Source organism: Beijerinckiaceae bacterium (assembly GCA_004564215.1).
Taxonomy (GTDB): Bacteria; Pseudomonadota; Alphaproteobacteria; order Rhizobiales; family Beijerinckiaceae; genus Methylocapsa.
On the sequence record CP024846.1, the window covers coordinates 823,663 to 834,595 of the forward strand.

Below are 10,933 nucleotides of genomic sequence, written 5' to 3' on the forward strand. Positions count from 1 at the left end.
CGTGTTAGGATCGAGCCGCGATGAACTTTCATCGCGAGATGACACAGACAAATGGCAAGATTTCCTGGCCGCAAAATCCCTTGGTCCCGACCGCTCGCCGATCTCGTCGGGCCCGCGATTAATCCGCTTCTGACACGGCAAGGCTTCGGTCAGTCGGATCTGATTTTATTTTGGGACGATATTGTCGGTGAAAGACTGGCCACAATGTCGCAGCCCCTAAAACTGCTGTGGCCGCCCCGCGACCACGGGCGCGCCGGACAAGACGGCGCCGATTCGGCGGTCCTGGTCGTGCGCGTCGAGTCGGGATTTGCGCTGGAACTGCAACATTTGGCGCCCATCGTCATCGAACGCGTCAATGCCCATTTCGGCTGGCGCTGCGTTTCCCGTCTTACCCTCAAACAGGGACCGGTCGCGGCGCGCGCGGTGTCCACACGGATCAAATCCCCCCCCGATGAGGCGGCGATGGCGGTCGCGGAAAAACTCGTCGGCGATGTTACGGACGAACCCTTGCGGAGCGCCTTGTCGCGACTAGGGGCTCGCGTCCTCGGCCCGCGCTAAGGTCTTTTAGAATGGGTTAATGACGCCGATTGGAAAAAAGCTCTCCGCAAAAATTGACTTGCCTTCGTGCTAGGTAATCAGGCAAATCTGCGCCCCACTGTCGATGGAGCACTTATTCATGCATTCGCCAAAAACCGGCCAGTCCGGCTTGAGAAGCCATCGCGGTGTTCTTGAGGTCATGGCTGCGGCCGGTCTGACCATCGCGGGATTTTTCGGTGTGCTTGGCGATCTCCCGGCCCCGGTGAGGGCCGAAAGCGCCGCCCTTCCGATGGATCAGCTGATGGCCGTTCAGGCTTTGCCCGACGTCGCTTTGGGCAAAAGCGACGCGCCCGTCACCATCGTCGAATATGCCTCCATGACATGCGGGCATTGCGCGGCGTTCCATACGGCCACTTTTCCCGAACTGAAAAGCAAATATATCGACACCGGCAAGGTCCGCTTCATCTTGCGCGAGTTTCCGCTTGATCCATTGGCAACGGCCGGTTTTATGCTCGCCCGCTGCGCCGGGGACGACAAGCGCAATGCGATTGTCGATCTCCTCTTCACCCAACAGAAGAACTGGGCTTTTTCCGAAAAACCGCTCGAAGCCCTGACCAGCCTTCTCAAGCAAACCGGAATGAGCCAAGCCAGCTTCGAGGCCTGCCTCAAGGACCAGGATCTTTACGACAAGATCACCAAGGTCCATGATTTGGCCGCCGAAAAATTCGGAGTGAACGCGACGCCAACCTTCTTCATCAATGGCAAGAAGGAAAATGGGGAGATACCGCCAGACGGGCTTGCGAAACTGCTGGATCCGCTACTGAAAGGCTGATCCATCGGCCGCTCCCGGCGGCACGAAACATCAAAACATGTCGAGCGACACGCGCGCTTCATCCGACATGCGCCCCTGATCCCACGGCGGATCAAATACGACTGCGACATCGACGCCGAGTACGCCTGGAACCCCACCCACCGAAGTTTCGATCGATCGCGTGAGTTCGCCGGCCACGGGGCAGCCCGGCGCGGTGAGCGTCATGTCGATCTTGATCTGGCGATCTTCCCCGACATCCACTTTGTAGATCAGTCCGAGTTCATAAATATCACACGGGATCTCAGGATCGAACACGGTTTTCAAGGCCGAAACGACATCGTCCCTCAGACGCGTGCGCTCCGGCTCAGGAATCGATCCGTCGAAAAGCCATCGCGGCTCGTTCGGCAGCACGTCCTGCGCCTCCGCAACTTCCTGGCCATCGGCGATTTGCGTTTCGGCCATACTTGGCTCCCATTCCTTCATCAAGTCATTTTCACCTGCGCTCACGCGAACAAGCGCTCCGCCTTTACCAACGCCTCGGCGAAAACATCGATTTCCTCAAGCGTGTTATAAAGCGCGAACGAGGCTCGGCAGGTCGCCGTAACGCCGAAACGCGCGAGAAGCGGTTGGGCACAATGCGTTCCGGCCCGCACCGCGACCCCGGAACGGTCGAGAACGGTCGCAACGTCATGGGCGTGGGCATTGTGCATGTTGAAAGAGATGATCGCACCCTTGCCCTTCGCGCGGCCGTAGATGTGCAACGAGTTGATTGCCGACAAACGGCGGTGCGCGTAGTCGCTCAGGGCCATTTCATGTGCATGAATGCGATCGCGGCCGATCGCTCGCATATAATTCATGGCGGCGCCAAGGCCGACGGCCTGGATGATGGGCGGGGTTCCCGCCTCGAAGCGATGCGGCGGCTCGTTATAGGTAACGTTATCGGTGGTCACTTCATTGATCATCTCGCCGCCGCCGAGAAAGGGCGGCATCTTCTCGAGCCACGCCTTCTTGCCGAAGAGCGCGCCGACGCCGGTCGGCCCATAGAGCTTATGACCGGTGACCGCGTAGAAATCGACGTCAAGATCGATCACATCCACGTCGAGATGCACCGCGGCTTGCGAACCGTCGATCAATACGGGGATGCCGCGCTCGTGCGCTATTCTGACGATCTCCTTAACCGGAGTCACCGTGCCGAGCACGTTCGACATATGAGTTAGGGCGACAATTTTCGTCTTTGGCGTCAATGCCTTCTCGAACGCGTCGAGGGAGAAGTTTCCCTCGTCGTCGACGTCCACCCATTTCAAGACGGCGCCCTTGCGCTTGCGCAGAAAATGCCAGGGCACGATATTGGCGTGGTGCTCCATGATCGAGAGGACGATCTCGTCGCCTTCCTGGATAAAGGCCTCGCCGAATGACGCGGCGACGAGGTTGATCGCTTCAGTCGCCGATTTCGTGAAGATGATTTCCTCGACGGATCCGGCGTTGAGAAAAGCGCGGACATTTTCGCGCGCCGCTTCGTAGGCGTCGGTGGCCGCATTGGCGAGATAATGCAGACCGCGATGCACATTCGCATATTCGTGATAGGTCGCCTGGACCATCCGGTCGACGACCTGTTTCGGTTTTTGCGCCGAAGCGGCATTGTCGAGATAGACCAGCGGCTTCCCATAGACCGTCGTCGAAAGGATCGGAAAATCCGCGCGCAGCGCGGCGACATCGAAAGGGGCGTCAGCGGCCACATGCTTGTTCATGCGTTGCTCCCCAGCTGACGAGGCGTCACGAGGGCCACAATTTTGGTACGGCGCGCGAACTGCATCGGCCTAAACTCCTCTTTCAGGCGAGGCTGCGACTAGCTCCTCGGTGTCGTCGGCGATTGAAGCTACCGGCTTCGGCAGGCGCCGCGCCGAAAGCCAAGCGACCACTTGGCGACGGAATATTTCGATCAGCCCTTCATGTCCTATTTCATCGATCACTTCGCCAGCGAAAGCCTCCAAAAGAAGCGCCTCGGCCTGGGCGAAGGGCAAGCCCCTGGTTTGAAGATAGAACAATTGCTCGAGATTAAGGCCGACGCAGGTCGCGCCATGGCCGCAAACAACATCGTCGGCGAAAATCTCCAGCTCCGGCTTGCTGTTCATCGCGGCCGTATCGGAGAGAAGCAGCGCCTTGCAAAGCATTCTGCCATCGGTTTTTTGGGCGTCCCGACCGACATGGATTTTGCCTTGAAATACGCCGGTCGCTTCCTCGTCGAGAATATATTTGAACGTCTCGCGGCTGACGCAGCCTTGGCCCACATGCTCGACCAGCAAGGTCGTATCGGCATGTTCCCGGCCGGCCAGAAGCGACACGCCGCTGAGCAATCCTTGCGATCCCGCCCCCTCGAAGCGCAGGAACATCTGGCGCCGAAGAAGGCCCTCCCCCAACACCAGCGCGAAGTTTTCAAATGTGGCCTTCGCGCCCATCCGCACCATGCAGCTTTCAAGCCGCACGCTGCCCGGAGCCGCGCCCGTCACCATCTCGGTACGGGCAAGTTTAGCTTCATCGCCAAGCGAGATGATCAGGCAGTCATTGGCTTGGCTCGCTGGCCAGCTTTCGACATGGCCGTGAGGATGGCACCATTCGGCGAGACGGATCGAAGCGCCGGCTCCGATGATCAGGGCCGAGCGCGAGAAATGGGCCGAGGGAGCACGCGAGGTCGCCGCATGAATGAGGTTGATCGGTTCGGAAACGACCGCCCCTGGCGCGACCTCGATGACGACGCCATCCTGCATCAAAGCTGCGTTCAGGGACACGACCGGATCGAACGTACCGAGATCTTGCGCGGATAACAGCGCAATCAGATGGGACCGTCCTTCGGACAAGACGGACGCGAGCGAGTGGACTCTTAGTCCGCTTGGCAAGCCTTCGGACAGTTCCGGAATGAAAAAGCCATCGACCAGAACGAGCCGGGGTGCGGGCGCGCCGGCCTTGGTGAGGTCGTTTCGCAAGGCCTTGATAGATGCCGCGTCCGGGGGCGCTGCGATCGGCAAGGCCTGGCGCATGAACGCCCGCAGATCGGTGTAATGCCAAGCCTCCACGCGGCGGTGGGGCAGCCCCGATGCCCGAAATGTCTCAAAGGCTTTCTCTCGCCATGTGGCAACGTCGGCGTTCCCGGGAAGCAGGGCTTTGGTCGCGCCAAACACATCCGCCAAGAAGGCTTCGGCGGGCGTGCGCGTGGAGATGATTTCGATGCTCATTTCAACTTCGCCCTAGGCGGCCGTAGGTTCGGTGACATAATCGCGGTAGCCGCTTTTTTCGAGTTCGAGCGCCAGCTCCTTGCCGCCACTTCGTACGATGCTGCCCTGCGCCATGACGTGCACCGTATCGGGCACCACATAATCGAGCAGCCGTTGATAATGGGTAATGACCAGGAACCCGCGCTTCGGCGAGCGCAGCGCATTCACGCCATCAGCAACCACGCGCAGTGCGTCGATGTCGAGTCCTGAGTCCGTCTCGTCAAGAATGCCGAAGGAAGGTTCCAGAAGCGCCATTTGCAGGATATCCATGCGTTTTTTCTCGCCGCCGGAAAAACCGACATTGAGCCCACGCTTGAGCATATCCGGCTTGATGTCGAGCTTATCGGCCGCAGCCTTGACCTTCTTCATGAAGTCTGGAGTTGAAAGCTCCTCCTGCCCGCGCAGGGCACGCTGCGCATTCAAAGCAGCCTTCAGAAAGGTCAGGGTTGCGACGCCAGGAATTTCGATCGGATATTGGAAGGCCAGGAAAAGTCCCTTCGCGGCGCGGACATCGGGCTCGAGGCCTAGAATATTCTCGCCGTTCAGCAATACCTCTCCGCTCTCCACGTCGTAGTCCTTGCGCCCGGCGATGACATAGGACAGCGTCGACTTGCCGCTGCCATTTGGCCCCATCAGCGCTGCAACCTCGCCGTCTCTCACAGTGAGATTTAGATCATCGAGGAGCTTGCGCCCGCCGATGGAGACATTGAGGTTCTTCACTTCAAGCACGATTTCGATCCTCGATTAGTTTTTCTTGGCGCGCCGATCATGAGCCGCAGCGGCTCAACCGAATTCGTCGCCTCGGATGGGACTCAGCCAACGCTGCCTTCCAGCGAAATCGCAATCAATTTCTGCGCTTCCACCGCGAACTCCATGGGCAGCTGCTGCAGCACGTCGCGAACAAAGCCATTGACGATCAAGGCCGTCGCCGCCTCGGCCGATATCCCGCGCTGCATACAATAGAACAGCTGATCCTCGGAAATTTTCGAGGTCGTCGCCTCATGCTCGAATTGTGCGCTTGGATTTTTCGACTCGATATAGGGCACCGTATGAGCGCCGCAGGAATTGCCGATGAGAAGTGAATCGCAATTGGTGAAATTCCGCGCACCCACCGCCTTGCGATGCGCCGAAATCAAACCGCGATAGGTGTTTTGCGACCTTCCGGCGGAGATCCCCTTGGAAATGACACGGCTCGTCGTGTTCTTGCCCAAATGGATCATCTTGGTGCCGGAATCGACCTGCTGGCGGCCATTCGAAATGGCGATCGAATAGAACTCGCCGCGCGACCTGTCGCCGCGAAGGATGCAGGAAGGATATTTCCAGGTGATCGCGGAACCGGTCTCGACCTGGGTCCAGGAGATCTTGGAGTTCACGCCGCGGCAATCGCCGCGCTTGGTGACGAAATTATAGATCCCACCCTTGCCGTCCGCGTCGCCCGGATACCAGTTCTGCACCGTCGAATATTTGATCTCTGCATCATCAAGGGTGATCAGCTCGACGACCGCCGCATGCAGCTGATTTTCGTCCCGCTTGGGTGCCGTGCAGCCCTCCAAATAGGAAACATAGCTGCCTTTGTCGGCAATGATCAGGGTCCGCTCGAACTGCCCGGTATTTTGTTCGTTGATCCGAAAATAGGTGGACAGTTCCATCGGGCAGCGAACGCCCGGGGGCACATAGACGAAAGATCCGTCCGAGAACACCGCACTGTTGAGCGTCGCGTAATAATTGTCGGTCGAGGGCACGACCGATCCTAGATATTTCCGGACAAGTTCGGGATGGGTATGAACGGCTTCCGAAATCGGACAGAAAATTACGCCGGCCTTGGCGAGTTCTTCCTTGAAGGTCGTGACAACCGATACGGAGTCGAAGACAGCGTCGACCGCCACTCTGCGCTCTGGGGCAATGCCCGCTAGCGCCTCCTGTTCGCGCAGCGGAATTCCGAGCTTGGCATAGACCTTAAGAAGTTCGGGATCGACCTCATCGAGCGACTTCGGGCCGGCCGCGGTCTTGGGCGCCGAATAATAGTAAAGCTCCTGGTAATCGATCTTGGGGAAATCGACCCGGGCCCAGTGCGGCTCACGCATGGTCAGCCAACGCCGATAGGCCTCAAGCCTCCACTGGGTCAGCCAGTCCGGCTCGTCCTTTTTGCCTGAAATGAACCGGACAATATCTTCATTGAGGCCCTTTGGGGCTTTGTCGGATTCAATATCGGAAAAAAATCCATACTTATATTCGCTGACGTCGATCGCCTTGACGCGATCGACGGTCTCCTGGACCGCAGCCATACCATTCTCCTCACCTTGGCGGTTTCAAGGACCGCTGGTTCAGACACTTTAAAAGAAACCGGAAAACCGGTGATTCATGCGGCGGATTGATTCCGCCTCGCCTTGATCGTGCCCACCGTCCTTTCAAGCGCCTTTACGAACGAAGCGCAATCTTCAGGCTGCGAATCCCATCCAAGACTAACCCGGATTGCCCCTCTTGCCAGGTCCGGCTCCACCCCCATCGCGGTCAAGACGTGAGAGCGCTTCACCTTTCCGGACGAACAGGCAGAACCCGATGATACCGCAATACCCTCCATATCCAAAGACATAAGCAAGAGGTGCGCCTCAATCCCCGGGAGGGCAAAGCAGGATGTATTCGGCAACCGCGCCGTGCAAGCACCAAAAAAAACCGCGCCAGCTGCGATTCTTGAAATTTCCGCCTCCAGGCCGTCCCGAAAGGCCGCCAGTTCCACAGCCTGCTCTTTTACCCGCGCCTTCGCCGCGCGAAGGGCCGCCGCCATCCCCGCAATCCCGGAGACGTTTTCCGTTCCCCCGCGGAGGCCGCGCTCCTGGCCGCCTCCCCGTAGGAGCACATCTCTTATGTGGGTGGAGTCGGAGACAAAGCAAACGGCGCCAACGCCTTGAGGCCCACCAAATTTATGAGCCGAAAGCACAATTGCGTCGGCTCCAAAGCTCTCGAATCGACAATCGGACTTCCCGGCAAGCTGAACCGCGTCGCAAACGACGTAGCCGCCGGCGGCGTGGATTTTCTCCGCAGCAGCCGCCACCGGCTGGAGAACGCCCGTCTCATTATTGGCGGCCTGAAGGGCGAGCATGACATGCTGCGAGGCAGCGAGAGCGCGAGCGAGCGCAAAATCAAGGGCCTCGATGTCGAGTGTGCCGTGCGGCGTCAAACCGACAAGTTCCAGCTGAGCCGGCGGGAACCGATGTCCGCTCAGGACCGCGGCATGTTCGCCGGCCGCCGCGAACAGGCGGTCGAACGCTCTGGTCTCCTGGCCCGGAGCACCGATATGCGGGGTCAATACCAGGTTCAGCGCCTCGGTGCCGCCCGAGGTAAACACCACATTTTCAGCGGCGACACCGACGAAGCTCCCGATTTCGCCACGAGCGGTTTCGATCAAGGCGCGCGCGGCACGGCCTTCGGCATGAACGGACGAAGCGTTGCCACAGCGCTCAAACGCGGCGCACATTGCCTCTCGCGCCGCCGGATGGAGGGGCGTCGTGGCGTTGTGGTCGAGATACACACGGGTCCGCGGCACAACGGAAACTCACCAATTCAAGGAACGAAGCGACTGGCCGACGCGCCCGCGGGAAACGGATTGCAATCCAAAAGCTCTTGCAATCCAAGGGGGCATACGTGCTAGAAGGTCCCATGGATTTATCAGGATCGTCAGGATGTCGCGGAGCCAACAAGAGCCCGCTTCTCTCAATCCGAACCGCCGCATGGACGCTAAACTTCTCTTAGGCGCCGATCAGCGCGCAAGTCAAGGCAACGGGCCCCAATCCGGTCAGCGTATGCCAATTGGAAAATGCCAAGATACAAGGACTAATCCACGCTTCAAACCGGAAACTATGGCCCAGATCGCGCCAAAACTCCGTCTGTCGCATTTCTGGATCATTTAAGGCCGCTGCAAATGCGGCAATAACGATGGAGCAAGAATGCCCGAGGTCATGTTCAACGGTCCCTCCGGCCGCATTGAAGGACGGTTTCACCCTTCCACAATCCGCGGAGCGCCGATTGCGATCATCTTGCACCCGCATCCGCAATTCGGCGGGACGATGAACAATCAGATCGTTTATAATCTCTATTACACATTTGCGGAGCGAGGGTTTTCCGTGCTCCGCTTCAATTTTCGCGGTGTCGGCCGCTCGCAAGGCGATTTTGATCATGGCCAAGGCGAGTTGTCCGACGCGGCGGCCGCGCTCGATTGGGCGCAGGCTATTAATCCGGAAGCGCGAGCCTGCTGGATAGCCGGAATTTCGTTCGGGTCCTGGATCGGCATGCAGCTGTTGATGCGGCGGCCGGAAATCGAAGGCTTCGTCGCCATTGCCCCGCCGGCCAACCGGTTCGATTTCTCGTTTCTCGCGCCCTGCCCGTCGTCCGGCCTGTTCGTGCATGGCGATCAGGATCGCGTTGCGCCGTTAAAGGAAGTCACAGGACTGATCGAGAAGCTTAAAACGCAGAAAGGCATTTCGATCGAGCATGCAGTCATACCCGGCGCCAATCATTTTTTTGAAAATTGCGTTGAACCCCTGATCGAAGAAGTCGGGCTTTATCTTGACCGCCGCCTGGGAAATCCGCCAAAACTCCCGACGCCGACCCGCAGCGAGCCGGCCGAACGCCGATAGGTTCGATTTCGCCAAATAAAAATAAGATGTGGGGGGGGGAACAATGCGAAAAATACTGCTCTCGATCGCGGTGTTCTTGGCTGGGATCGCTCCGGCTTTGTCCGAGGAACAAGCGCGCTTCGTGAGCGCCGCCACGCTGGTTTGGTCCGAGGCGCCGGCCATGTTTCCGAAGGGCGCGAACGCTGCCCTGGTGGCTGGAAACCCGGAAACGGAGGGGCTGTTTGTCGTGCGCCTGCAATTCCCCGCCAATTACAAGATTCCAGCGCACTCCCATCCTTTAGCTGAATCTATCACCGTCCTGATGGGCAACCTTCATATCGGCATGGGGAACAAGCTCGATATGAGCAAAGGCACAGAAGTTGCCTCCGGCGGTTTTGTCGAAATTCCTGCCGGCATGAATCATTACGCCTGGACGACGGAGCAGACCGTCATTCAGGTCCACGGACAAGGCCCGTTTGAAATGACCTACTCCGACGTCGCCGACGATCCGAGCAGATAGCGGTCCCACCGCCCTCAGATCTAAACGACTTACGACAGTACGCCGAAGTTTGCGGACTTTGGCGCGCCAGACCAAATACCGCCGGGTAAGGGCTTTTCGACGCCGGTGGTCGTCGGAAAGGTAAGGGGCAGCTTCTTTAAACTGCGCACCGCCAGATAGGCGAAGGCTTGCGCTTCCATCGCGTCGCTTGACCAGCCTATGGCCGTTGCCGAAACGACAGGGCATGGCAAACGGTCCGACAATTCCCGCATCAATGTCTTATTGTGCGCACCGCCGCCGCAAACGATCGCAAGCGAAGGAGACCCCGGCAAATGCGGCAGGACGCCCGCAATGCTCGCGGCGGTAAAAGCGGTGAGCGTTGCCGCCGCGTCTTCGGTTGAGAGCCCATCGACGAGAACGCCCGAGAAATCGTTCCGGTCGAGCGATTTTGGCGGCGGGACGGCGAAAAACCGATGGGCGAGAAGTTCGCGCAAGATCGCAGTGTCGATCTTCCCTTTGTCGGCGGTGGCGCCTTCCCGATCGAGCGCCACTCCGAACCGCTTGAACATAAGATCGTCAAGCAAGGCATTTCCAGGACCCGTGTCGCACGCAATCGGCGGCTGGCCGGGCGCGATATAACTGAGATTGGCGACACCGCCGATATTGATGACCGCCACCGGTTCGGCAAACCCGGCCATCGCCGCGAGCGCGCGGTGGAAGATGGGCACAAGCGGGGCTCCCTGCCCTCCTTGCGCGACATCGGCGGCACGAAAGTCATGGACAACTTTGATGCCTAATCGTTCGGCGAGCGCCGCGCCATCGCCGATCTGAACGGTGAGGCGCCGCTCCGGCCGGTGCAAAACCGTTTGGCCATGAAAGCCGATCAGATCGATCTGCCCGCGGTCGAGGTTCTCGGCGCTGAGAAAGCTTTCCACCGCACGCACATGGCGGTCCGTGACCATGGCATCTGCGCGTGCCAAGGCGCCGGGTCTCGACTGCCTGTCGTCAAGTGAGGCTGCCGCTTCGATGGCTTGGCGCAACAGAACGCGATCTTCCTCGGCATAAGGGAAAAAACCGGTGCTCCCGAGCCGGACTGTCTCTTGCCCGTCCGTTTCAATCAACGCAACGTCAACGCCATCCATCGACGTGCCGCTCATAAGCCCTATCGCACGGGTAAGTGAAATGGTTATAACTCCGTCATTTT

Annotated in this window: 11 protein-coding genes; 4 read left to right on the forward strand and 7 right to left on the reverse strand. The window is 59.0% G+C overall.

The window, feature by feature from the left end:
• Nucleotides 1-51 precede the first annotated feature (51 nt).
• On the forward strand, nucleotides 52-558 hold the full coding sequence (locus CU048_03920) for a DUF721 domain-containing protein (GenBank protein QBR70558.1): 507 nt from the start codon (nucleotides 52-54) through the stop codon (nucleotides 556-558).
• A 118-nt stretch (nucleotides 559-676) separates the two neighbouring features.
• Nucleotides 677-1,369 carry a disulfide bond formation protein DsbA gene (locus CU048_03925; protein ID QBR70559.1) on the forward strand — a complete coding sequence of 231 codons (693 nt, stop codon included), beginning with the start codon at nucleotides 677-679 and terminating at the stop codon, nucleotides 1,367-1,369.
• A 30-nt stretch (nucleotides 1,370-1,399) separates the two neighbouring features.
• Here CU048_03925 and CU048_03930 read toward each other — a convergent pair whose 3' ends face one another.
• From CU048_03930 to CU048_03955, 6 genes are all read right to left on the reverse strand, one after another.
• The gene (locus CU048_03930; GenBank protein QBR72646.1) at nucleotides 1,400-1,810 is read right to left on the reverse strand and encodes an SUF system Fe-S cluster assembly protein; all 411 of its coding nucleotides are present in this window, start codon (nucleotides 1,808-1,810) and stop codon (nucleotides 1,400-1,402) included.
• 41 nt (nucleotides 1,811-1,851) lie between these two features.
• Nucleotides 1,852-3,096, reverse strand: a complete 1,245-nt coding sequence (locus tag CU048_03935) for a cysteine desulfurase (protein ID QBR70560.1) — start codon at nucleotides 3,094-3,096, stop codon at nucleotides 1,852-1,854.
• Nucleotides 3,097-3,165: 69 nt separating this feature from the next.
• Nucleotides 3,166-4,578, reverse strand: a complete 1,413-nt coding sequence (locus CU048_03940; GenBank protein QBR70561.1) for a Fe-S cluster assembly protein SufD — start codon at nucleotides 4,576-4,578, stop codon at nucleotides 3,166-3,168.
• 12 nt (nucleotides 4,579-4,590) lie between these two features.
• Nucleotides 4,591-5,346 carry a Fe-S cluster assembly ATPase SufC gene (gene sufC, locus CU048_03945; GenBank protein ID QBR70562.1) on the reverse strand — a complete coding sequence of 252 codons (756 nt, stop codon included), beginning with the start codon at nucleotides 5,344-5,346 and terminating at the stop codon, nucleotides 4,591-4,593.
• An 83-nt stretch (nucleotides 5,347-5,429) separates the two neighbouring features.
• Nucleotides 5,430-6,902 (reverse strand): Fe-S cluster assembly protein SufB, encoded by a 1,473-nt coding sequence (locus tag CU048_03950; protein ID QBR70563.1) that lies wholly within the window; start codon nucleotides 6,900-6,902, stop codon nucleotides 5,430-5,432.
• Between the two features lie 74 nt (nucleotides 6,903-6,976).
• Nucleotides 6,977-8,161: a cysteine desulfurase gene (locus CU048_03955; protein ID QBR70564.1), complete on the reverse strand. Its 1,185-nt coding sequence runs from the start codon at nucleotides 8,159-8,161 to the stop codon at nucleotides 6,977-6,979.
• 400 nt (nucleotides 8,162-8,561) lie between these two features.
• Here CU048_03955 and CU048_03960 point away from each other — a divergent pair, with 400 nt between their 5' ends.
• Together CU048_03960 and CU048_03965 are read left to right on the forward strand one after the other, a co-directional pair.
• Entirely contained in the window at nucleotides 8,562-9,251 is a 690-nt protein-coding gene (locus tag CU048_03960) for an alpha/beta hydrolase (protein ID QBR70565.1), read from the forward strand.
• A gap of 43 nt (nucleotides 9,252-9,294) precedes the next feature.
• Nucleotides 9,295-9,750: a hypothetical protein gene (locus CU048_03965; protein ID QBR70566.1), complete on the forward strand. Its 456-nt coding sequence runs from the start codon at nucleotides 9,295-9,297 to the stop codon at nucleotides 9,748-9,750.
• A 29-nt stretch (nucleotides 9,751-9,779) separates the two neighbouring features.
• On the opposite strand, the gene CU048_03970 is transcribed toward CU048_03965, so the two are convergent.
• Nucleotides 9,780-10,913: an anhydro-N-acetylmuramic acid kinase gene (locus CU048_03970; protein QBR70567.1), complete on the reverse strand. Its 1,134-nt coding sequence runs from the start codon at nucleotides 10,911-10,913 to the stop codon at nucleotides 9,780-9,782.
• Nucleotides 10,914-10,933: the final 20 nt, after the last annotated feature.

Excerpts from the sequence above, each read along its gene's own strand:
- CU048_03935 (QBR70560.1), bottom strand. The coding sequence starts at position 3,096 with ATGAACAAGCATGTGGCCGCTGACGCCCCTTTCGATGTCGCCGCGCTG.
- CU048_03940 (QBR70561.1), bottom strand. The coding sequence starts at position 4,578 with ATGAGCATCGAAATCATCTCCACGCGCACGCCCGCCGAAGCCTTCTTG.
- CU048_03925 (QBR70559.1), top strand. The coding sequence starts at position 677 with ATGCATTCGCCAAAAACCGGCCAGTCCGGCTTGAGAAGCCATCGCGGT.
- CU048_03960 (QBR70565.1), top strand. The coding sequence starts at position 8,562 with ATGCCCGAGGTCATGTTCAACGGTCCCTCCGGCCGCATTGAAGGACGG.
- CU048_03950 (QBR70563.1), bottom strand. The coding sequence starts at position 6,902 with ATGGCTGCGGTCCAGGAGACCGTCGATCGCGTCAAGGCGATCGACGTC.
- CU048_03920 (QBR70558.1), top strand. The coding sequence starts at position 52 with ATGGCAAGATTTCCTGGCCGCAAAATCCCTTGGTCCCGACCGCTCGCC.
- CU048_03930 (QBR72646.1), bottom strand. The coding sequence starts at position 1,810 with ATGGCCGAAACGCAAATCGCCGATGGCCAGGAAGTTGCGGAGGCGCAG.
- CU048_03965 (QBR70566.1), top strand. The coding sequence starts at position 9,295 with ATGCGAAAAATACTGCTCTCGATCGCGGTGTTCTTGGCTGGGATCGCT.